Raw genomic sequence first — 20,400 nt, forward strand, 5'->3', positions numbered from 1 at the left:
GGGGATGAGTGTCGGCACGGGCGGTGCCCAGGGCGCGCTGCGAGCACGAGACGTGCGCGGCACATCCGCGTCCCATCACGATGACACCACCGGAGCCGGTCCGGGTCTCGGTGTGGACCCCGACGATCTGCCCGACGGAATCGTCGTCGCCGACGAACACGGCCGGGTCATCTGCTTCAACGCCGCCGCAGCCCGTATCACCGCGGTTCCCGCCGCAGAGGCCCTCGGCCGACGGCTCGAAGCGGCGCTCCCCCTGGAGGACCTGGAAGGCCGCCGCTGGTGGCAGCTGACCGACCCGTACGGCGGTCTCGCCATCCGCAACAGCCAGCCCGAGCGGAACCTGCTGCTGCCCGGTGGCCGTGAGGTCCTCGTCTCCGCGCGCTATGTGCGGACCCGGCCCACCGGACCGGTCCGCCGGGTCGTCGTCTGCCTGCGCGACACCGAGGCCCGCCGCCGCACCGAGCGCAGCCACGCCGAGCTGATCGCCACGGTCGCCCACGAGCTGCGCTCGCCGCTCACCTCCGTCAAGGGCTTCACCGCGACCCTGCTCGCCAAATGGGAACGCTTCACCGACGACCAGAAGAAGCTGATGCTGGAGACCGTCGACGCCGACGCGAACCGCGTCACCCGGCTCATCGCCGAGCTCCTCGACATCTCACGCATCGACTCCGGACGCCTCGAAGTGCGCCGCCAGCCCGTCGACATAGGCGCCGCCGTCGGCCGGCACATCCAGGCGTACGTCGCCTCGGGCCAACCCGCCGACCGTTTCCTGCTGCGCATCGAGCAACCCCTGCCCGCCCTCTGGGCCGACCCCGACAAGGTCGACCAGGTGCTCAGCAACCTGATCGAAAATGCGGTGCGCCACGGCGAGGGAACCGTCACCATTGACGTGGCACCCTCGGCCTCCCCGCGTGAGCGGGACGACGAGGGCACGGCGAGCGCCGTCACGTCGGTCACCGTGAGCGACGAGGGCACCGGAATCCCGGAGGAGTCCATGAACCGCGTCTTCACCCGCTTCTGGCGGGGCAGCAAGCGCGGCGGCACCGGCCTCGGGCTCTACATCGTCAAGGGCATCGTCGAAGCCCACGGCGGCACCATCACGGTCGGCCGCGCCCCCGGCGGGGGAGCGGAGTTCCGATTTACGTTGCCCGTGGGCACCCCGGCGTATCTCCTGTAACGCCGCAGCGGCCCCCACGGGCTCATCCGCACGGGAGCACCGCGAGGACGCCCAGTCCTGGGCAGGCCCCCACCCCCGTTAGACTCGGCCTTTGGCACCTTTGCGTCCACTCATCTGCGGACGATGCGTCTCCGAGTCGATGACGGGGACCCTCAGCCAGCCAACCGGAAGCACGGGAAGAGATGTCGGCACCTAATAAGTCGTACGACCCTGTAGAGGTCGAGGCCTTGAAACCGGAAGAGATCGAGCGCATGCGGGACGAGGCGCTCGCCGCCTTCGCGGCCGCCGGTGACCTCGACGCGCTCCAGGAGGCCAAGGTCGCCCACACCGGCGGCACCTCTCCGCTGGCCCTCGCCAACCGCGAGATCGGCGCACTGCCCCCGCAGGCCAAGGCAGCGGCCGGCAAGCTCGTCGGCCAGGCCCGCGGCGCCGTGAACAAGGCCCTCGCCGCCCGCCAGACCGAGCTGGAGGCCGACCGTGACGCCCGCGTACTGGTCGAGGAGGCGGTGGACGTCACACTGCCCTACGACCGCGTACCGGCCGGCGCCCGGCACCCGCTGACCACCATGATGGAGCGGGTCGCGGACGTCTTCGTGTCCATGGGATACGAGGTCGCCGAGGGCCCCGAGGTCGAGGCGGAGTGGTTCAACTTCGACGCCCTGAACTTCACGCCCGACCACCCGGCCCGGCAGATGCAGGACACCTTCTTCGTCCAGGGCCCCCAGGGCACGGAAGGCGACGAGTCCGGTGTCGTGCTGCGCACCCACACCTCGCCGGTGCAGGCCCGCGCCCTGCTCGACCGGGAGCCGCCCGTCTACGTCGTGTGCCCCGGCCGCGTCTACCGCACGGACGAGCTCGACGCCACGCACACCCCGGTCTTCCACCAGATCGAGCTGCTGGCCGTGGACGAGGGCCTGACCATGGCCGACCTCAAGGGCACCCTGGACCACATGGTCCAGTCGCTCTTCGGCTCGGACATGAAGACCCGGCTGCGCCCGAACTACTTCCCCTTCACCGAGCCGTCCGCCGAGATGGACATGCTCTGCTACGTCTGCAAGGGCGAGTCCGTCGGCAACCCCGACCGCCCCTGCCGGACCTGCTCCTCCGAGGGCTGGATCGAGCTCGGCGGCTGCGGCATGGTCAACCCGCGGGTGCTCGTCGCCTGCGGCGTCGACCCGGAGAAGTACAGCGGATTCGCCTTCGGGTTCGGCATCGAGCGGATGCTGATGTTCCGTCACAACGTTGAAGACATGCGAGACATGGTCGAGGGTGACGTCCGGTTCACCCGGCCGTTCGGGATGGAGATCTGATGCGGGTCCCGCTTTCTTGGCTGCGGGAGTACGTCGACCTGCCGGCGACGGAGACCGGGCGCGACGTCCAGGCCAAGCTCATTTCGGCAGGCCTCGAGGTCGAGACCGTCGAGCCGCTCGGCGCCGACCTCAAGGGCCCCCTGGTCGTCGGCCAGGTGCTCACCATCGAGGAACTGACGGAGTTCAAGAAGCCCATCCGCTTCTGCACCGTCGACGTCGGCACCGCCAACGGGACCGGTGAGCCCCAGGAGATCGTCTGCGGCGCCCGCAACTTCGCCGTCGGCGACAAGGTCGTCGTGGTGCTGCCCGGCGCCGTCCTGCCCGGCGACTTCGCGATCGCCGCGCGCAAGACGTACGGCAAGACCTCGCACGGCATGATCTGCTCCGGCGACGAGCTGGGCATGGGCGACGACGGCTCCGGCGGCATCATCGTGCTGCCGCCGGAGGTCGAGGTCGGCACCGACGCGATCGAGCTGCTCCAGCTCGTCGACGAGGTCCTCGACATCGCCGTCACGCCCGACCGCGGCTACGCCCTGTCGATGCGCGGTGTGGCCCGCGAGGCCGCCATCGCGTACGGCCTGCCGCTGCGCGACCCCGCGCTGCTCGACGTACCGGCCCCGAACGCGTTCGGCTACCCGGTGCGGATCTCCGACCCGATGGGCTGCGACCGCTTCACCGCGCGCACGGTGACCGGCCTCGACCCCGACGCCAAGTCCCCGATCTGGCTGCGCCGCCGGCTGCAGAAGGCCGGCATGCGCCCGGTCTCGCTCGCCGTCGACATCACCAACTACGTGATGCTGGAGCTCGGCCAGCCCCTGCACGCCTACGACCGCAGCCGGGTCGAGGGCACGATCGGCGTGCGCCGGGCCGAGCAGGGCGAGAAGCTCACCACCCTCGACGGCGTCAAGCGCACGCTGGACGCCGGAGACCTGGTGATCACCGACGACCGCGGCCCCATCGGCCTCGCGGGCGTCATGGGCGGCGCCCACACCGAGATCGACGACACCGAGGGCACCACCACCGAGGTCGTCATCGAGGCCGCGCACTTCGACCCGATCACCATCGCGCGCACGGCCCGCCGTCACAAGCTGGCCTCCGAGGCGTCCAAGCGCTTCGAGCGCGGCGCCGACCCCGAGGCCACCTCGGCCGCGGCCCAGCGGACCGTCGACCTCCTCGTGCTCCTCGCGGGCGGCACCGCCGACGCCGGGGTCACCGAGGTGATCGCGCCGTCCGCGCCGCACACCATCACCATCCCGGCGAACCACCCGGACAAGGTGGCCGGTGTCGACTACGGCCGCGAGACCGTCGTCCGCCGCCTCCAGCAGGTCGGCTGCGACGTCTACGGGCAGGACGAGCTGCTCGTCACCGTGCCGTCCTGGCGGCCCGACCTGACGGACCCGAACGATCTGGCGGAAGAGGTCATCCGTCTCGAGGGCTACGAGAACCTGCCCTCCACGCTGCCCAAGCCCCCGGCGGGCCTCGGCCTCACGGACCGGCAGCGCCTGCACCGCCGGATCGGCCGCGCGCTGGCCGGCGCGGGATACGTCGAGGCGCTGAACTACCCGTTCATCGGCGAGCACGTCTTCGACCAGTTCGGCCTCGCCGACGACGACCCGAAGCGCAAGGTCGTCAAGCTGGTCAACCCGCTCTCCGACGAGGAGCCCGCGCTCCGTACGACGCTGCTGCCGGGCCTGCTGCACGCCCTGCGCCGCAACGACGGACGCGGCAGCCACGACCTGGCGCTCTTCGAGACCGGCCTGGTCTTCCACCCGCAGGAGGAACTGCGCGTCGCCGGGCGGCTGCCCGTCGACCGCCGTCCCACCGACGAGGAGGTCGCGTCCCTGACGGCCGCGCTTCCCGCCCAGCCCCGGCACGCCGCCGTCGTCCTCGCGGGCGCCCGCGAGCAGGCCGGCTGGTGGGGCAAGGGCCGCCCGGCCGACTGGGCCGACGCGATCGAGGCCGCGCGCACCCTGGCCCGCGAGTCGGGGACCGAACTCCTCGTCCGCTCCGGCCAGTACGGGCCGTGGCATCCGGGCCGCTGCGCCGAGCTCGCGGTCGTCGTGGACGGCGCGGAGCGGGTCATCGGGTACGCCGGTGAGCTGCACCCCGGTGTTCTGAAGACGCTGGGCCTGCCCGCGCGCACCTGCGCGATGGAGCTGGACCTGGATGTGCTGGAGCGGGCGAGCTCGGGTCACCCCAAGGGCCCGAAGATCTCGACCTTCCCGGTCGCCACGCAGGATGTCGCGCTGGTCGTCGACAAGACCGTCCCGCACACGGACGTCGAGGCGGCGCTGCACGAGGGCGCGGGTGAACTCCTGGAGTCCATCCGGCTGTTCGACGAGTACGAGAGCGAGCAGCTCGGCGAGGACAAGAAGTCCCTCGCCTACGCGCTGCGGTTCCGCGCCGCCGACCGCACGCTGACCGTCGACGAGGCCTCCGCGGCCCGCGACGCGGCGGTGGCACTGGCGGCCGAGCGCACGGGAGCGGTGTTGCGCGGAGCCTAGAAGCTCCACCGGTTGTGCCGGGGAACTGTGCGCCGTTCGGTGGCCGCGGATCGTTCGTGGCCGGGCGCGCGGTTCCCCGCCCCCTTTTCCAGGGGGATCCCCGGCCCCTGCCCGGGGGCTTCCCCCGGCCCCTGCCTGCATAAATGCGGGAGTCCGAACACACCTCACTCATTCGGGTGACAAGTCCGGGCGATCCGGCCCGGCCGGGCCGGGCGGTCGACAGAATCGGACCGGTCTCTCCGAGGCCGGTTGCGCTGTCAGTGCCTATTGGGGGGCCAATCGGCATGATCCGTATCAAGGCTGGGGCTCCCCGCAGGGCGACGCTCCACACGCATTCGCGGAACCCGGCCGGGGCGGTCCCCGGGCCGCGACGCCGGGGTGAGCGGCTGAGGGCCGGCTTCGACCGGGCGGTGCGCGGTCGCAGACCCCGCATCGGGTTCACCCGTGAGGAGTGCGGACCCGGCACACACGGCCGCCTCGGCCACCGGGTCCGCCGCACCGCCGACCGGCTGCCGCTGCGCAGGGCGGTGAACCTGGGGTTGCCCGCGGTCTGGGGCGCGCTGGCGATCTCGTACAAGATGGCCTGTCCGCTCGCACAGCAGAACGGGCTCGGTGCCCGCGTCGTCACCAGCGCCGTCTTCTTCGCGGTCGGCGCCGGTCTGATACTTCACGTCAGAAGAGCGCTGCTGCGCGAACTCCGGCAGGTCCGCAAGGTCGCGGGGGCCGCGCAGAACGTCCTGCTGCGCCCCCTGCCACCGCGCATCGACGGGCTGAACATCGCCGCGGTCCAGCTCTCCGCGGACCACGGCGCGATCATCGGCGGCGATCTGTACGAGGCGATCGCCACCGAACACGGAGTGCGGGTCGTGATGGGGGACGTCCGCGGGCACGGACTCGGCGCCATCGGGACCGTAGCCGCGGTCCTCGGCAGCTTCCGCGAGGCCGCGCACGACGAACCCGAACTCGGCGGCGTCCTCAGAAGACTCGAGCGGGCACTGGCCCGGCATCTGCGCGAGGGGGACCGGGCCGAACATCTCTCGGCCGGGCTCGACCCCGACAGCCCGGCCGCCGAGGAGTTCGTGACCGTTCTGCTGCTGGAGATCCGCAGCGACGGCGAGGTGCACGCCCTCAACTGCGGCCATCCCTGGCCGTATCTGCTCGGCAGGGGCCGTGTCCGGCCCCTCGTCCGTGCCGAACCGCTGCCCCCGCTCGGGCCGTTCCCGCTCCCGGCCGGTCTCCCGGCCGAGGCCTGCGGCCGACTCCGGCCCGGCGAGGGCCTCTTCCTGCACACCGACGGTGTCGAGGACGCGCGGGACACCCGGGGGCGGTTCTTTCCGCTGCTCCCGGCGCTCGCGGCGGCCGTCCGCGACGGGCCCGTCGTACCGCAGGCCGTGCTGCGCGCGGTCTTCACCGGCTTGCTGCGCCACACCGGCGGCAGGCCCGACGACGACGTGGCCCTTCTGGTGCTGCACAACGACCGTCGGCCCGTCGCCCTGAAACAGGATCGCGTCTCCCATCACGTGCCTCGCTAGGAATGGTCCCGGGAGTGGCGGCACGCGGCTCCGCGTTCCCGGGGTCGACCGGCCACGGGACCCGCACCCGGACGACCGGAGTCCCGCGGTCGCCCCGGCCGGGCCGGCTCTGCCGTCCGCCCGGCCATGGAGTGTCGGGCAGACAGCCGGGCGGACGGCGCGGAGCGGGCCGCCGCACTGTACGAGGGGGAGCCGGCGGCCCGGCCGGCCTCTTGCGAGGCATTTCAGTCAACCGGTACGAAACTCTCCGCGACAGCGCGCGTACAGCGCGGATACGGGCATTCCCATCACACCCCGTGTGAAAGGGGACGCACTACTCTCTCTGGTGCGGTCGGGCACGATCGGCGCCGCCGGCAACGAGCCACTCGGGGGGCCTCCCATGCAGCCCAACACTCTGCTCGACGCGATTCTCGACGAGGCAGGCATCTCGCACGCGGGACTCGCCGCTCACGTCAACCAGGCGGGGCGGGCGCGCGGTCTCGCGCTGCGCTACGAACACACCGCCGTGGCGCGGTGGTTGAAGGGCCAGCGACCGCGCGGCCAGGTGCCCGACCTGATCTGCGAGGTGCTCGCGGCGCGACTGCACCGGCCCGTCACGCTCGACGACATCGGCCTCGGGGTCCCCGGCGAACCCTCCACCCCGCACGCCGGCACGCTCTCCGGCTTCGTCGAACGCGCCACCGCCCTGTGGCGCTCCGACGAACAGCAGCGCCCGCACATACTCGGCGCCCCGGCAGTCACCGGAACACCCGCGGTGATGCCCGTGTGGGAGTGGGAGAACCCGCCCGAGGACGTGGATGTCTCCCGCGGCGGCCGCCATCACGTCAGCATGGCCGACATCGAGATGCTGCGAGCGGCACGGGCCCACTACGAGCAGATGTACCGCAAGGCCGGGGGCATAGCGACCCGAACCCGGATCGTCGGCTTCCTCAACTCCGAGACCGCGCCCCTGCTGCGCGGCGGCTACACCGACGCCACCGGCCGCCAACTCCACCGTGCCACCGGCGGGTTGGTGGCCATCGCGGGCATCTGCGCCTACGACTCCGACGCGCACGGACTCGCCCAGCGCTACTTCCACCAGGCCCTGCGGCTGGCGAAGGCCAGTGGGGACAGGGGACTTGGCGCCTACGTCATAGCTCTGCTCGTCAACCAGTCGCTGTTCATGCGTGAGTACCGGCAGGCGGTCGCCTTCGCCGAGGCCGCGCTGCGCGCCGCGGGACGCCACATCACCCCGGCGCTCGCCTCCGACCTCTACGCGATGCAGGCGAAGGCGTACGCACACCTCGGCGACGGCAGCAGCGCGCTGTCCTGCATACGGCGTGCCGAGCAGGCCGCCGATCGCATCCGGCGCGGTTACGAGCCCGACGAGACCGGCTATGTCCAGCCGGGACTGGTCAACGTGCAGGTGGCGGAGGCGCTGCTCAGCCTCGGCGACCTGGTGGCCGCCGCGGAGCACGCCGTGGCCGCCGTCGACACTCCGGCGCACGACCGGGGGCGCGTGCACCGGTTGGCCATGCTCAGCCAGATCGAACTGCGCCAGGGCAATGCCGACAAGGCGGTGGCGACGGCCGTCCAAATGGCGGAGCAGGCACGGGGGATGGAGTCCCAGCGGCTGCGCGACAGACTCCGCGCGGTACGCGAGCACCTGGTGCGCAGCGGTTGCGCGGGCACGACCGAGGCCGCTGAACTCATCGACGGCGCACTGCGCGTACCGCTGTAGGGAGCACCCCGGACAGCCGTTTCACCGGCCGCACCGGACAGCCCCTTCACGAGCCGCACCGGAACGCCGGCCACCGCTCCGCCGGACCCTGTTCACCGCCACCGCGCTGCGCCCCGACCCCTGTGAGCCCTGCTGTCAGGACGCTGCTGCTGCGATATTGCCATCTACTCGGCGGAAGGTGGCAGAACCGTGCAGTGGACGAAACAGAACGAACAAACTGTGTATGAAAACCGCTGGTTCAGCGTCAATCTCGCAGATGTGGAGCTGCCGGACGGGCGGCATCTCGATCACTTCCTGATCCGGCTGCGGCCCGTCGCCGTGGCCACGGTGGTGAACGAGGCCAACGAGGTGCTGCTCCTGTGGCGGCACCGCTTCATCACCGACAGCTGGGGATGGGAGCTCGCGGCGGGCGTCGTGGAGGACGGCGAGGACATCGCCGCCGCGGCGGCCCGCGAACTGGAGGAGGAGACCGGGTGGCGACCGGGGCCCCTGCGGCATCTGATGAGTGTCGAGCCCTCCAACGGGCTCACCGACGCCCGGCATCACATCTACTGGGCCGACGAGGGTGAGTACATCGGACACCCCGTGGACGACTTCGAGTCCGACCGCCGGGAATGGGTTCCCCTGAAACTCGTCCCCGACATGGTCGCCCGTGGTGAGGTCCCGGCCGCCAACATGGCGGCCGCGCTGCTGCTCCTGCACCATCTCAGGCTGGGGCAGGACGCGTTACCCTGAACGGTCCCCCCTCGCAGCTCCCTGGGCCTTAGCGCCCCAGAGCCTGCCAGACCGCGACGGCCAGTGCGCCCACGGCCGCGACGACGGCGACGGTGGGCAGTGGCCAGCGGGTGTGTTCGAGCGCGACGATCCGTGTGCTGAGGTCATCGAGATCCTTGGCCGTCTGGTCGTCGCGCTGAGTGAGCAGTGCCAGTCCTCCCTCGATGCGGGTGAACCCCACTTCGAGAGACCGACGTAACTCCGCGAGTTCCTTCGGCGCCACGGGATGCTGAGGGTCGGCGGTCACGAGTCCGCTCCTTTCCGTAGTCGGCACATCCCTTGTCCGTGCACGGAAAGTCAACTCGCCTGGTGGGTGCGTGGGGAGCGTGTGCGCGCGGCATATGCGGGCCCGGCGCGCACACGGCGTGTGAACGGCGCGGGCCCGGCACCGTAAAAGGTGCCGGGCCCGCGCCCGCCCGAATTCCGCGGAACGGAGTCAGCGTTCCGCTATCACTGGCCGTAGGTGTAGAACCCCGAGCCCGACTTCCGGCCGAGGCGTCCCGCGTCCACCATGCGCTGGAGCAGCGGGGGAGCGGCGTACAGCGGCTCCTTGTACTCCTCGTACATCGAGTACGCGACCGAGGCCACCGTGTCGAGGCCGATCAGGTCGGACAGCTTGAGCGGGCCCATCGGGTGGGCGCAGCCCATCTCCATGCCGTTGTCGATGTCCTCGCGGCTCGCGATACCCGACTCGAACATCCGGATCGCGGACAGGAGATAGGGGATCAGCAGCGCGTTGACGACGAAGCCCGAACGGTCCTGAGCGCGGATCGCGTGCTTGCCGAGCGCCTTCTCGGCGAACAGCTGGGCGCGCCCGATGGTGCCCTCGGAGGTGGTCAGCGCCGGGATCAGCTCCACGAGCTGCTGCACCGGGGCCGGGTTGAAGAAGTGGATGCCGATGACCTGGTCGGGACGCGAGGTCGCGACGGCCAGCTTCACCAGCGGGATCGAGGAGGTGTTGGAGGCGAGGATCGCGTCCGGCCTGGTCACCACCTGGTCGAGCACCTGGAAGATCTCGGTCTTCACCTGCTCGTTCTCGACGACGGCCTCGATCACCAGGTCGCGGTCGGCGAACTCGCCGAGGTCCGTGGTGAAGCTCAGCCGGTCCTGAGTGGCCTTGAGCTCGTCCTCGGAGATCTTTCCGCGTTCGGCCGCCTTGGAGAGCGAAGTGAAGAGCCGGGTTCGGCCGATCTCCAGGGCTTCGCCGGTGGTCTCGGCGACCTTGACGTCCAGTCCGGCGCGGGCGCACACCTCGGCAATGCCCGCTCCCATCTGGCCGCAGCCCACCACTCCGACGCGTTCGATGTCGGTCACATCGTCCCCTTCGCTGATCCGTACGGCCCGGCAGGTCATCCGTTGTTCGGTCCCTGCTCCGAACGTGCACGTTACCCCCAAGTATCGATGATCGATCGTCGGGGTGGTGCATGCTGGGTGGCGGTACGGTCCGTGGCCGATCGGATTCACAGCGTAGGGGTGCGGATATGGGGCGACTGCCACGCCGGGCGTTCGCGGCGGCCGCGCTCGCGACGCTGTCGGGGTTCGGTACGGCGGGGGACGCGGCGGCCGCCCGGGGCCCGGCCTCGGCGCGCCGGTCGGCGGCCCCGCGCGCCGTGCGGGGCATGTGGCTCGCGACCACCTCGCACCGCGACTGGCCCTCCCGCACCGGTCTGAGCCCCGCGCGCCAGCGTGCCGAACTGCTCGACCGTCTCGACACGGCGGTGCGCCTGCGCCTCAACACCGTGATCTTCCAGGTCCGTCCCACCGCCGACGCGCTGTGGCCCTCGCCGTACGAGCCGTGGTCCCAGTACCTGACCGGCGTCCAGGGCAAGGACCCCGGCTGGGACCCGCTGGGCACCGCGGTGCGGGAGGCGCACGCGCGTGGCCTGGAACTGCACGCCTGGTTCAACCCGTACCGCGTCTCGGGGCAGCCGGACCCCGGCAGGCTCGCCCCCTCGCACCCCGCCCGTGTCCACCCGGACTGGATCGTGCGGTACGGCGGGAAGCTCTACTACAACCCCGGGCTGCCCCCGGTCCGGACGTTCGTCCGGACCGCGATGCTCGACGCGGTGCGCCGGTACCCGGTCGACGGTGTGCACTGGGACGACTACTTCTATCCGTACCCGGTGGCCGGCGAGGACTTCGACGACGGCGCGGCGTACGCCGAACACGGCGCGGGCTTCCCGGACAGAGCGGCCTGGCGGCGCGACAACATCGACCGGCTGGTGCTGGAGATGGCGGCGGGCATCAAGAAGGTCCGGCCCGGGGTCCGCTTCGGGATCAGCCCCTTCGGGGTCTGGCGCAACGCGTCGACCGACCCGCTCGGCTCGCAGACCCGGGCCGGTATCGAGACGTACGACGATCTGTACGCCGACACCAGGAAGTGGGTCAGGGAGCGCTCGATCGACTACATCTGCCCCCAGCTCTACTGGCACATCGGCTTCGCCGCCGCCGACTACGCGAAGCTGCTGCCCTGGTGGGCGGGGGTCGCCCGGGGAACGGGCGTGCGGCTGTACGCGGGTGAGGCGCTCTACAAGGCGGGCGACCCGGCGCAGCCCGCGGCCTGGCAGGACCCGGCCGAACTCTCCCGCCATCTCACGCTGGCCGCGAAGCATCCGGAGGTGAAGGGCCACATCTTCTTCGCCGCCAAGGAGGCCGGCGCCGACCGCATCGGAGCGATGGCACGGGTCGTCGCCGACCACTACCGGCAGCCGGCGAAGCCCCCGGGCTGAGGGTCCACCGGCCTCCGGCGTCCGTCGTGCTCGTCCTACCGCGGCATGTCCCGGTGGCGGATCTCGGAGTCCGGGCCCGGCGAGCACACGGCTTCGTGACCGTCCTCGAACCGCACGCGGTAGGGGGGAGAGCCTTCGGCTCCCATGACCTCGGTGATTTCCGCGACCTTGTCGTGCTGGCCGACGGTCCTGCCGTGCTGCACCAGCTGGTCGCCTTTGGTTGCGTGCATCTGAACGGTCTCCTCGTCCTGTACGGGAGTAACGGTTCGTGGCCTCAAGTCTACGGCCGGGGGCGCGGGTTGGCCCGGCCTGTGCGTGCGGGTCAGCTGCGCGCCCGCTGGGTGAGGGCGATGCAGACGAGGACGGCGGCCGCCGTCAGGGGTGCCGCCGGGGTGAGCCGCTCGCCCAGGAGCAGTACCGACCACACCAGTGTGAGCAGCGGCTGGGCCAGCTGCAACTGGCTGGCCTTCGGAATCCCGATCGACGCCATCCCCCGGTACCAGACGACCAGACCGAGGAACTGCGAACCGGCCGCGACCCACAGCAGCCCGGTCACGCTGTGCGCCGTCAGCCGCACCGGCTCGTACGACAGTGCCACCAGCGCGCCCGGGACGCTGAGCGGCAGACACAGGACCAGGGCCCAGCCGATGACCTGCCAGCCCGGCATCAGGCGGGCGAGCCGGCCGCCCTCGGTGTAGCCCGCCGCGCAGATCAGCAGCGCCCCGAACAGATAGGCGTCCGCACCGGTCAGGGCGCCACCGCTCTGCTGCACGGTGAACGCGATCACGGCGGCCGCACCCGCGCAGGCCGCCAGCCAGAACATCCGCGACGGCCGTGCGCCGGTGCGCAGCGACGAGAACAGCGCCGTCGTGAGCGGCAGCAGTCCGACGACCACGGCGGCGTGGGCGGTGGTCGAGGTCCGCAGGGCGAGAGTCGTCAGCAGCGGGAAGCCGAGGACGACACCGGCGGCGACGACGGCGAGGCCCGCCAGGTGCCGTCGGTCGGGCAGGGGGATCCGCAGCGCGAGAAGGCAGCCGCCCGCGACGACCGCCGCGAGGACGCAGCGCACGGCCACCAGCGACCAGGGGCCGAAGCCCTCCAGGCCCCAGGCGGTCGCGGGAAAGGTGAGGGAGAAAGCGGTGACGCCGAGGGCCGCCTGCAGGGTGCCCGAGCGGCGGTCCTTCGGCGCGGGGCTCCGGGGCGGGAGGACGGCCGCCGGCTCGGTGCTGACCGCTATCCCGGTCCGCTCGATAGCGCTACTCTCAGTTCTCATGCAAGAGCGTAGCAGTGTGGGCGATCTGGCGAATCAGCTGCGGCAGGAATTGAACCGCTACTCTCCAGGTGGAAAGCTGCCATCGAGCAGGGCACTCGTCGAGCGATTCCGTGTGAGCCCGGTGACCGTGTCCCGGGCGCTGGCGCAGCTGGCCGCCGAGGGGCTCGTGGTCACCCGGCCCGGTGCGGGCGCCTTCCGGGCGCGGCCCCGGTCCGTCATCACGTCCACCGGGGACACGTCCTGGCAGGAAGTCGCGCTCAGCGCGGACGCCGCGGCCGAGGTCGTCCCCCGCACGGTGGACGCGTCCGGCGTTCTCGCCTCGCTCGCCGCGCCACCGCCCGGTGTCGTCGAGTTCAACGGCGGCTATCTGCACCCCTCGCTCCAGCCGGAACGGGCGATGGGCGCGGCCCTCTCCCGGGCGGGCCGCCGACCCGGCGCGTGGTCCCGGCCGCCCATGGAGGGTCTGCCCGAACTGCGCGAGTGGTTCGCGCGGGGGATCGGCGGGGCGATCGGCGCCGCCGAGGTGCTCGTCGCGGCGGGCGGCCAGTCCGCCCTGACGACCGCCCTGCGCGCGCTCGCGCCGCCCGGCGCCCCGGTCCTGGTCGAGTCACCCACGTATCCGGGCATGCTGGCCATCGCCCGCGCCGCCGGTCTTCGCCCCGTTCCGGTCCCGGTGGATCCCGACGGGGTGAAGCCCGAGCTCCTCGCCGACGCCTTCAGAGCGACCGGTGCCCGGGTCTTCGTGTGTCAGCCGCTGTTCCAGAATCCGACCGGTGCCGTACTCGCGCCCGAGCGGCGGGGCGAGGTGCTGCGCATCGCGCGGGACGCCGGAGCCTTCGTCGTCGAGGACGATTTCGTACGCCGCCTGGTGCACGAGGACGCGGGCCCGCTGCCGCGTCCGCTGGCGGCCGAGGACCCCGACGGAGTCGTGGTGCACGTCGGTTCCCTGACCAAGGCGACCTCGCCGAGCTTCCGGGTGAGCGCACTGGCCGCGCGCGGTCCGGTGCTCGAACGACTGCGCGCCATCCAGGTCGTCGACACCTTCTTCGTACCCCGCCCGCTCCAAGAGGCCGCGCTCGAACTCGTCGGCTCGCCGGCCTGGCCGCGTCATCTGCGCACGGTTTCCGCCGAGTTGAAGGCCCGGCGCGACACCATGACCGCCGCACTGCGGCTACGGTTCCCCGAACTGGCCCTGCCGCACATCCCGTTCGGCGGCTACCACCTGTGGGCCCGGCTGCCCGACGGCACCGACGAGTCCGCGCTCGTCGCCGCCGCCCTGCGCGCGGGCGTGGCCGTGACCCCCGGCCGCCCCTACTACAGCGCCGAACCCCCGGCCGCCCAGATCCGGTTGAGCTTCGCGGCGGTGGCGGGGACGGAGGAGATCACGGAGGGCGTACGGAGACTGACGGCGGCGTACGACGAGGTGCGGGCCTGAGCCGGGAGCGCCCGAACTCCGCGCCGGACGGAGTCGAGCGCTGTGCCGGACGGAGTCGAGCCGGGACCCCGGGCGGAGCTCCGACCTCGCGTCTCTCCGGCCGCGCGGCATTCGCGAGCCGCGCTCGTGGTTCCTCGCCCGGTCGGCAGGGGCCGCGTCGGCACGAAGATCGAATCCGGGGTGTCCGGACTGTCGGCGCGCACAGGCCGGAAGCTGATGTTCCGGTGAAACATTTGGATACTCTGCGTAACCCCCTTGACCTGCGGAGTCCCGCGCTCCACGATCTGCGCATGCATCTTCGGGTCACGTTCGTCGCCGCCGCGCGCAGCTCGTCGCTGCTCGCCGAGCGCTTCGAGGACGACCGGCCGCTGGACCAGGCGGGCTGGGAAGAAGTGCAGCGCGCCGCCGCCGGGCTGCTGCCGCTGGCCGCGGCCGAGCTTCGCTACTGCGCGCCGACGCCGCGCAGCCGTGCCACCGGTGACGTCCTCGGCTACGCCCCCCTGGTCCAGCTCGCACTGCGCGACTGCGACATGGGCCGGTGGCGGGGCTTCACCCTGGGTGAGGCCATGGCCCGCGAGCCCGAGGCAGTCGACTCCTGGCTGGCCGACCCGCGCTCCACGCCCCATGGCGGCGAGAGCCTGCTGTCCTTCATCGCCCGCGTCGGCGCCTGGCTCGACACCCGGCCGGGGGACGACGGCGGCAGCATCGTCGCGGTGGCCGAGCCGTCGGTCGTCCGGGCCGCGGTGGTCTACGCGCTGAAGGCGCCACCGTCGACGTACTGGAACATCGACGTCCGCCCCTTGTCGGCGATCAGCGTGACGGGCCGGTCGGGCCGCTGGAATCTGCGCTTCGACGGGGCGATCACTCAGGCCAGGCGTGCGTAGCCGGTGGTGAGCACCAGGTCCTTCGCCGGCCCCCGCACCCGCCAGACCGACCGCCAGTGATGGTCGTCGCGGACGGTGAACTCGCCCCGGTAGAGGTCCGCCGCGCACGGATGGTCGGCGACACACCGCCCGCTCGTCAGATCCAGGTCGTGGAACGGGCGGCCGTCGGAGAACTGTACGAGAGCGGTCCCGGGGTCCCGTCCCGGCAGGAACCGAAGGGTCCGCTCGGCGGGCCGCGCCACGCCCTGCCACACGAAGGTGCCCGACTCCTGGTGCAGCAGTCCCGCGTCCTCCAGCGGCTCCGCTTCTTCCAGCGGCCCGAAAATCGTCGTGCCGGTGAAGCGCCCCTCCGCGTCGCTCGCGAGGTCCCGCACGGTGCGCTCCACCCGCCAGCTTCCGGTCAGGTACGTCAGTACGTCCCGCACCGGCCAGAACTCACCCATGCTGTCCAGTCCTCCGCCCTGCCCGGAGCCGCGCGACCCATTGACGCGCTCCGGCCTCTTCCTGTCCTGCCGTTCGAAGTGTCGATGAAATCTGACATCTCGAACGGTGTGCCATCAAGTCATGCTGGGGATCAGGCGGCGGCAGGGCCGGTCGTGGGCCGCTGAGCGACCGGCAGCAGCCCACGTTCGCCGAACACCTTCTTCGCGACCAGGGTCGCGTTCATCGCCTTCGGAATGCCGCAGTAGACGGCGGAGTGCAGCAGCGCCTCGACGATCTGCTCCGGGGACAGCCCGACGTTCAGGGCCGCGCTGACGTGCACCTCCAGCTGGGTCTCGCAGCCGCCGAGCGCGGTGAGCATGCCGAGGGTCACCAACTGGCGGTCGCGCGGGGCGAGTCCGGGCCGGTCGTAGATGTCCCCGAAGCCCCAGGCGACGATCTGGTGGCCCAGCTCGGGGTTGATGTCACCGAGCGCGGCGAGCACCCGCCGACCCGCCTCGCCGTCCACCCGGTCAAGGACCTTCAGACCGTGCTCGAAACGCTCCTCGCGGGTGGTGGACTCGGTGTTCTTCACGGCGTCGCTCATGTCGGGTCGTCCGATCCCGGCCGCTCCAGCAGCCGTTCGTAGTGGTCGATCTTGTCGTCGAGGGCGGACGCGTTCCGGCGCAGCGCGCGGATCCGGTTCTTCAGGTCGGTGCTGTGTTCACGGAGCATCGCCAGCCGGTCGGGGACCGTCGCGTCGCCCCGGGAACGCAGCTCCGCGAACCGCTGCATGTCCGCGATCGACATGCCGGTCTCCCGCAGCCGGATCAGGAACTCCAGCCAGGCCAGGTCCGCCGCCAGGTAACGCCGCTGGTTCCCGGTGGTCCGGCCGACCCGCTCGATCAGGCCGGCCTTCTCGTAGTAGCGCAACGTGTCGTGCGAGAGGCCGGTGCGGTCGACGACCTGGGCGATCGTGAGGGTCGGTTCCGCGGTGTGCGGGAGGGGCTGTCCGCTGGTCATGGAGAAACCGTAGAACCTGGAGCGCGCTCCAGGTCAAGCGGTGCCGGGGAGTGCGTCAGCGCCGACGCGGGTCACCACGTCGACGAGGCCGGAGCCGAATCGGCAACCGGAGCCCGAGCGGCAACCGGAGCCTGAGCCGGCGTCGGATCGTGAACCACCGGACGGGGAACTGGAACCGGATCAGGAGCTGCGGCGGGGCTTGCCGCGCTTCGCGCCGCCCTTGGGGCCGCCGGTACCGCTGCTGCGGGGGTTCCTGGCCGTGGCCTTGCCACCGCCCTTGCCGCCCGCCTTGCCGGGCGTGGGCTTGCGTCGCGCGCCGCCGGCCGAGTCCGATTTCCGGGAAGTGGACTTGGCCGCGCCCCGGTCCTTCTGCTGTGCCGCGGCCGGGGGCTGGGAACGTCCTCGCGTGCTGTTCACCGTGCGGCCGCGCACGATGCCGATGAGATCCTCCACCAGATCGGTGGTCCGCTCCTCGGGCCAGGCCAGCGCGACACGTGACTCGGGGGCGTCCGTGACCGTCCGGTACGTGAGGTCCTTGCGGTGGTGGAGGCGGGCGAGCGACTGCGGAACCACCACGACGCCGATGCCCGCCGCGACGAGCTCGACGGCATCCTCCGTACCGGCGGGCCGCTCCAGCGCGGGCTTGCCCGGCAGTCGCTCCCAGTCCAGCGGGTCGTCGAGGGGGTGCAGCACGATGTCGTCGGCGAGATCCTCACCGGAGACCTGCTCGACCGCCGCCACGATGTGATCCTTCGGGACCACGACGACCGTCGTCTCGGTGTAGAGGGGGATCGCGCTGAGATCGGCCCGGTCGACGGGCAGCCGGACGAAGCCCGCGTCGGCGTCGCCGCGCCGCAGGACGTCGTACACCTCGGCGGCGGACACCGGGACGAGGGCCAGGGGTACGCCGGGCATCCGTTCGTTCCAGATCCGCACCCACTTCGAGGGCGTCACCCCTGGAACGTAGGCGAGCCTGAACGAGGGGGATGCTTCGGAGCCGGTCACCACGTCAGATTACCCGGCGTGGCCATGGGCGCCGCACCGGCGATGCTCGGCATGGCCACGGGTGCCGCACCCGCGATGGTCGGCGGGGGCCCGGGCGGTCGATACCCTTGACCCATGAGTTCGCACCAGACCGCCCAGACGATGAAGCCCGCCACCGCGGCGAAGAAACTGGGTGTGTACCTCGAGGCCACCCCCGCCGAGTTCCAGGAGGGTGTCGTCTCCCGTGCCGAGCTGAACGCGCTGCAGACCGACCCGCCCGAGTGGCTCCAGGAGCTGCGCCGCACCGGTCCGCACCCGCGGCCGGTCGTCGCGGCCAAGCTCGGAGTCTCCATCGCGGGTCTCGCCCGCGGCGGCGTCAGCGAGGCCCTCACCACCGAGCAGATCGAGGTGCTGAAGACCGAGGAGCCCACCTGGCTGCGCCGTGAGCGCGCCACCCAGGCCGAGGCCCGCAAGGAAGCGGTACGCATCAAGGAGAAGAACGCGGAGCGGGCCGCCAAGCGTTCCTGACCCGGGGCGCCCGGCCGGGGATCTCAGCCGTCGATCCCCGGGGTGCCGCGGCCGTCGGATCCGCTCGGGCCGGGCGGGGAGCCCTGGCCGCCCGCGTGGCCGAACGCCTTGACGAGCAGGTAGATCACCGCGCCCGGCGGGATCAGGAAGATGACGACGGGAAACTGGAACGTGCCCGTCGTCCGGTGGGCGACGTACCACCCGTAGCAGACGAGGAAGATCCCGCCCAGGACGGACCATGCCCGGTCCTTGACCGCTGTCCCGGGCACGAAGGCCGCTCCGAGCAGGATGATTCCCGACAGCACGGCGAAGATCTCGTATGCGCTCCAGTGAGCGGACGACGATGACAAGGTCGGTCCTCCAACGGTTTTGGGGAGAGGGCCCTTCAGCCGTCCGTACGGCGTCCGTCGGGCGTTGATGGTCCGGGCTAGCTGTGCGGGAGCCGGGTCACGCTGGTGAGGGCCACGGGGGCCGGGAGTGCTCCCGAGCCGAGGGTGGCGGCGAGCTGCTCGGCCGACTCCCGGGTGAAGCTTCCGGAGATGTCCGCGGTGCCGCCGCCGAGTCGCCGGCTCACGGACGGGGCGGAGATCACGGCGCCGTCCAGGACGATGGCGAACTGGTTCTGCGGCGCGGTGTTGATGGACAGGTCTCCCGTGAGGGCGGAGAACTGCCGGGCGCCGACCGAGTCGAAGTCCAGCCGCACGGTCCAGTTCCCGATCTGCTGGTCGCGCAGCGCCTTGGCCGACGCGACATGGGAGCCGTCGACGGCCGTCGGACCCAGCAGGTACTTGGCGCGCGGGGAGGATGCGCTGCCGTCGGCTCCGCAGGCGACGACGGGGTCCTGGGCAGGGGCGTCCCGCTCTGTCTCGGGCCGCTTCCGCCGCGTGCAGTCCAGTGCCGCGAAGCGCTGCTGGAGCGCTGCGTCCTGAGCACCCCCCTCGGCCGGGGCCGGCACGGCACTGGCACTCGCCGACCCGGCGGCACGAGGGCGCAGGCCTTCGGTGACGGCGCGCCCCTGCGCGGGGTCGGAACTGGCGCTGGGAGACGGCTGCGGTGCCTGCGGCGCGCCGGGCGTCTCCTCCGCCAGAACGGGACGGAAACCGAGGCGGCCGGACACACCCAGTTCCATCAGACGCTTCTCGTCGACGCTGGGACCCGTGATGGTGATGGCGCGATCGTGCGTCTCGACGCGCACGTCCGTGAGCCCCAGTGACCTGGCACGCGCCCGCATACGGTCGGTGGTCCGGCGCAGGTCCGCGGCCCTCGACGACGACGCCCCGGTGAACGTCACCACGGACTGCCGGGAGTCCGCCGCGACGGAGGGCGCGGTACTGCTGCTACGGACGGACCCCGGGGCGCCCGACGAGCGGTCCAGGGAGCCGGACCCGGCTCCGGAGCAGCCGGTGAGTGTCGTCGCGGCGACACAGAGGAGGAGAGCCGTGTGCGGGGCCCGGGGGAGACGCATGCGGGGATGCTTCCAAGCCGGTGATGCCCTGCGAGGCCGATGCCAGGGTTTGATCGGAACTCATCAGGCGGGCTCGTGCTTTCCCTTCAGATCCGATCAGGTGGTGTCCGAGTGGAGGGGGCCGCGCTCGTGGTCCGGAGGGGATTGTCGTACGGGGTGGACCGCAGGATTCGGTCCAACTCCGGGCGTAACGGGTGGCTGGCGCCCGGAAGCCCGCTGACGTGACGTCGAAGCGCAGGCACGGTGCGAGGATGCCGAGGTGGTGAACATCGGGGAGTGGGACCGCCTGCGCGGCGGCCTGCGGTTCGGCCAGACGTTCCAGGGGACGGTGACGCGGGTCCCGAAACCCGGGGCGGTCGGGATCTTCGTCGACATGGGCCTCGCGGTCGGCGGCTTCGTCGACGTGCTGTTCTTGCCGACGGCAGTGGAGCACTGGCCGGCCGAGGGGACGGTTGCCGAGTTCGAGCTCTGGTGGGCCGATGAGCGCCCGCAGGTACGGCTCGAACCGGCGGACCCCATGCTCCTGCGCGATGACTTCGACCAATGGCAGGCGAAGTGGCGCCCGGATTGGGCGGCCGAGCGAGGGCAGCCGCTCCCCGGGGACACGTCATAGGTTCAGGCATGGGTGTGGTGTCGATGACG

General features: G+C 71.7%; 21 protein-coding genes. 11 read left to right on the top strand and 10 right to left on the bottom strand.

The features are described from left to right. Nucleotides 1–4: 4 nt before the first annotated feature. The 6 genes from ACFYR3_RS11250 (at nt 5) to ACFYR3_RS11275 (ending at nt 8,978) form a co-directional block, all read left to right on the top strand. Complete coding sequence (locus ACFYR3_RS11250; RefSeq protein ID WP_355839743.1) at nt 5–1,177, top strand: ATP-binding protein; 1,173 nt, start codon at nt 5–7, stop codon at nt 1,175–1,177. Between the two features lie 182 nt (nt 1,178–1,359). After that, the gene (gene pheS, locus ACFYR3_RS11255) at nt 1,360–2,487 is read left to right on the top strand and encodes a phenylalanine--tRNA ligase subunit alpha (RefSeq protein ID WP_355839741.1); all 1,128 of its coding nucleotides are present in this window, start codon (nt 1,360–1,362) and stop codon (nt 2,485–2,487) included. Next, nucleotides 2,487–4,991, top strand: a complete 2,505-nt coding sequence (gene pheT / locus ACFYR3_RS11260) for a phenylalanine--tRNA ligase subunit beta (protein ID WP_355839739.1) — start codon at nt 2,487–2,489, stop codon at nt 4,989–4,991. Before pheS ends, pheT begins: the two co-directional genes overlap by 1 nt. 578 nt (nt 4,992–5,569) lie before the next feature. Then, the gene (locus tag ACFYR3_RS11265) at nt 5,570–6,523 is read left to right on the top strand and encodes a PP2C family protein-serine/threonine phosphatase (RefSeq protein ID WP_389282709.1); all 954 of its coding nucleotides are present in this window, start codon (nt 5,570–5,572) and stop codon (nt 6,521–6,523) included. Nucleotides 6,524–6,902: 379 nt separating this feature from the next. After that, nucleotides 6,903–8,243, top strand: a complete 1,341-nt coding sequence (locus ACFYR3_RS11270) for a transcriptional regulator (RefSeq protein WP_355839737.1) — start codon at nt 6,903–6,905, stop codon at nt 8,241–8,243. A 189-nt stretch (nt 8,244–8,432) separates the two neighbouring features. Then, nucleotides 8,433–8,978 (top strand): NUDIX domain-containing protein, encoded by a 546-nt coding sequence (locus ACFYR3_RS11275; protein WP_355839735.1) that lies wholly within the window; start codon nt 8,433–8,435, stop codon nt 8,976–8,978. A gap of 28 nt (nt 8,979–9,006) precedes the next feature. Here the strand turns inward: ACFYR3_RS11275 and ACFYR3_RS11280 are convergent, their stop codons facing one another. Together ACFYR3_RS11280 and ACFYR3_RS11285 are read right to left on the bottom strand one after the other, a co-directional pair. Then, nucleotides 9,007–9,264, bottom strand: coding sequence for a hypothetical protein (locus ACFYR3_RS11280; protein WP_355839733.1), 258 nt, complete (start codon nt 9,262–9,264; stop codon nt 9,007–9,009). 203 nt (nt 9,265–9,467) lie between these two features. Beyond that, a complete protein-coding gene (locus tag ACFYR3_RS11285) occupies nt 9,468–10,370 on the bottom strand; it encodes a 3-hydroxybutyryl-CoA dehydrogenase (protein WP_355839731.1) in 903 nt (300 codons plus the stop codon). Between the two features lie 128 nt (nt 10,371–10,498). Here ACFYR3_RS11285 and ACFYR3_RS11290 point away from each other — a divergent pair, with 128 nt between their 5' ends. Continuing rightward, nucleotides 10,499–11,746 carry a glycoside hydrolase family 10 protein gene (locus tag ACFYR3_RS11290; protein ID WP_389282536.1) on the top strand — a complete coding sequence of 416 codons (1,248 nt, stop codon included), beginning with the start codon at nt 10,499–10,501 and terminating at the stop codon, nt 11,744–11,746. Nucleotides 11,747–11,781: 35 nt separating this feature from the next. On the opposite strand, the gene ACFYR3_RS11295 is transcribed toward ACFYR3_RS11290, so the two are convergent. Together ACFYR3_RS11295 and ACFYR3_RS11300 are read right to left on the bottom strand one after the other, a co-directional pair. Then, a complete protein-coding gene (locus ACFYR3_RS11295; protein ID WP_355839727.1) occupies nt 11,782–11,976 on the bottom strand; it encodes a DUF1918 domain-containing protein in 195 nt (64 codons plus the stop codon). 92 nt (nt 11,977–12,068) lie between these two features. After that, entirely contained in the window at nt 12,069–13,019 is a 951-nt protein-coding gene (locus ACFYR3_RS11300; protein WP_355839725.1) for a DMT family transporter, read from the bottom strand. Here ACFYR3_RS11300 and ACFYR3_RS11305 point away from each other — a divergent pair. Continuing rightward, the gene (locus ACFYR3_RS11305) at nt 13,018–14,454 is read left to right on the top strand and encodes a PLP-dependent aminotransferase family protein (protein ID WP_389282538.1); all 1,437 of its coding nucleotides are present in this window, start codon (nt 13,018–13,020) and stop codon (nt 14,452–14,454) included. The genes ACFYR3_RS11300 and ACFYR3_RS11305 overlap by 2 nt on opposite strands. A 290-nt stretch (nt 14,455–14,744) precedes the next feature. Continuing rightward, on the top strand, nt 14,745–15,338 hold the full coding sequence (locus tag ACFYR3_RS11310) for a histidine phosphatase family protein (RefSeq protein ID WP_355839721.1): 594 nt from the start codon (nt 14,745–14,747) through the stop codon (nt 15,336–15,338). Here ACFYR3_RS11310 and ACFYR3_RS11315 read toward each other — a convergent pair. The 4 genes from ACFYR3_RS11315 to ACFYR3_RS11330 all read right to left on the bottom strand — a co-directional run bounded on the left by ACFYR3_RS11315 (nt 15,320) and on the right by ACFYR3_RS11330 (nt 17,786). Beyond that, the gene (locus ACFYR3_RS11315) at nt 15,320–15,781 is read right to left on the bottom strand and encodes a DUF6314 family protein (RefSeq protein WP_389282540.1); all 462 of its coding nucleotides are present in this window, start codon (nt 15,779–15,781) and stop codon (nt 15,320–15,322) included. The genes ACFYR3_RS11310 and ACFYR3_RS11315 overlap by 19 nt on opposite strands. A gap of 131 nt (nt 15,782–15,912) precedes the next feature. Then, nucleotides 15,913–16,365 carry a carboxymuconolactone decarboxylase family protein gene (locus tag ACFYR3_RS11320; protein WP_355839717.1) on the bottom strand — a complete coding sequence of 151 codons (453 nt, stop codon included), beginning with the start codon at nt 16,363–16,365 and terminating at the stop codon, nt 15,913–15,915. Further along, nucleotides 16,362–16,781 carry a MerR family transcriptional regulator gene (locus ACFYR3_RS11325; RefSeq protein ID WP_355839715.1) on the bottom strand — a complete coding sequence of 140 codons (420 nt, stop codon included), beginning with the start codon at nt 16,779–16,781 and terminating at the stop codon, nt 16,362–16,364. Before ACFYR3_RS11325 ends, ACFYR3_RS11320 begins: the two co-directional genes overlap by 4 nt. Nucleotides 16,782–16,961: 180 nt before the next feature. After that, nucleotides 16,962–17,786: a LysR family transcriptional regulator substrate-binding protein gene (locus ACFYR3_RS11330; RefSeq protein WP_355839713.1), complete on the bottom strand. Its 825-nt coding sequence runs from the start codon at nt 17,784–17,786 to the stop codon at nt 16,962–16,964. 114 nt (nt 17,787–17,900) lie between these two features. On the opposite strand from ACFYR3_RS11330, the gene ACFYR3_RS11335 reads away from it, so the two are divergent. Then, nucleotides 17,901–18,293, top strand: coding sequence for a DUF5997 family protein (locus ACFYR3_RS11335; RefSeq protein WP_355839711.1), 393 nt, complete (start codon nt 17,901–17,903; stop codon nt 18,291–18,293). Nucleotides 18,294–18,316: 23 nt separating this feature from the next. Here the strand turns inward: ACFYR3_RS11335 and ACFYR3_RS11340 are convergent, their stop codons facing one another. After that, nucleotides 18,317–18,643 (bottom strand): hypothetical protein, encoded by a 327-nt coding sequence (locus tag ACFYR3_RS11340; protein WP_355839710.1) that lies wholly within the window; start codon nt 18,641–18,643, stop codon nt 18,317–18,319. Between the two features lie 77 nt (nt 18,644–18,720). Then, a complete protein-coding gene (locus tag ACFYR3_RS11345) occupies nt 18,721–19,758 on the bottom strand; it encodes a hypothetical protein (protein ID WP_389282544.1) in 1,038 nt (345 codons plus the stop codon). A gap of 259 nt (nt 19,759–20,017) precedes the next feature. Between ACFYR3_RS11345 and ACFYR3_RS11350 the strand changes: the two genes are divergently transcribed. Beyond that, nucleotides 20,018–20,371 (top strand): hypothetical protein, encoded by a 354-nt coding sequence (locus ACFYR3_RS11350; RefSeq protein ID WP_355839706.1) that lies wholly within the window; start codon nt 20,018–20,020, stop codon nt 20,369–20,371. Nucleotides 20,372–20,400: the final 29 nt, after the last annotated feature.

This window comes from Streptomyces sp. NPDC005784 (assembly GCF_042871525.1).
Lineage (GTDB): Bacteria > Actinomycetota > Actinomycetes > Streptomycetales > Streptomycetaceae > Streptomyces.

Coding starts and splice junctions, on each gene's coding strand:
- ACFYR3_RS11250 (WP_355839743.1), top strand. CDS start 5: ATGAGTGTCGGCACGGGCGGTGCCCAGGGCGCGCTGCGAGCACGAGAC.
- pheS (WP_355839741.1), top strand. CDS start 1,360: ATGTCGGCACCTAATAAGTCGTACGACCCTGTAGAGGTCGAGGCCTTG.
- pheT (WP_355839739.1), top strand. CDS start 2,487: ATGCGGGTCCCGCTTTCTTGGCTGCGGGAGTACGTCGACCTGCCGGCG.
- ACFYR3_RS11265 (WP_389282709.1), top strand. CDS start 5,570: ATGGCCTGTCCGCTCGCACAGCAGAACGGGCTCGGTGCCCGCGTCGTC.
- ACFYR3_RS11270 (WP_355839737.1), top strand. CDS start 6,903: ATGCAGCCCAACACTCTGCTCGACGCGATTCTCGACGAGGCAGGCATC.
- ACFYR3_RS11285 (WP_355839731.1), bottom strand. CDS start 10,370: ATGACCTGCCGGGCCGTACGGATCAGCGAAGGGGACGATGTGACCGAC.
- ACFYR3_RS11290 (WP_389282536.1), top strand. CDS start 10,499: ATGGGGCGACTGCCACGCCGGGCGTTCGCGGCGGCCGCGCTCGCGACG.
- ACFYR3_RS11295 (WP_355839727.1), bottom strand. CDS start 11,976: ATGCACGCAACCAAAGGCGACCAGCTGGTGCAGCACGGCAGGACCGTC.
- ACFYR3_RS11305 (WP_389282538.1), top strand. CDS start 13,018: ATGCAAGAGCGTAGCAGTGTGGGCGATCTGGCGAATCAGCTGCGGCAG.
- ACFYR3_RS11300 (WP_355839725.1), bottom strand. CDS start 13,019: ATGAGAACTGAGAGTAGCGCTATCGAGCGGACCGGGATAGCGGTCAGC.
- ACFYR3_RS11310 (WP_355839721.1), top strand. CDS start 14,745: ATGCATCTTCGGGTCACGTTCGTCGCCGCCGCGCGCAGCTCGTCGCTG.
- ACFYR3_RS11315 (WP_389282540.1), bottom strand. CDS start 15,781: ATGGGTGAGTTCTGGCCGGTGCGGGACGTACTGACGTACCTGACCGGA.
- ACFYR3_RS11320 (WP_355839717.1), bottom strand. CDS start 16,365: ATGAGCGACGCCGTGAAGAACACCGAGTCCACCACCCGCGAGGAGCGT.
- ACFYR3_RS11325 (WP_355839715.1), bottom strand. CDS start 16,781: ATGACCAGCGGACAGCCCCTCCCGCACACCGCGGAACCGACCCTCACG.
- ACFYR3_RS11335 (WP_355839711.1), top strand. CDS start 17,901: ATGAGTTCGCACCAGACCGCCCAGACGATGAAGCCCGCCACCGCGGCG.
- ACFYR3_RS11345 (WP_389282544.1), bottom strand. CDS start 19,758: ATGCGTCTCCCCCGGGCCCCGCACACGGCTCTCCTCCTCTGTGTCGCC.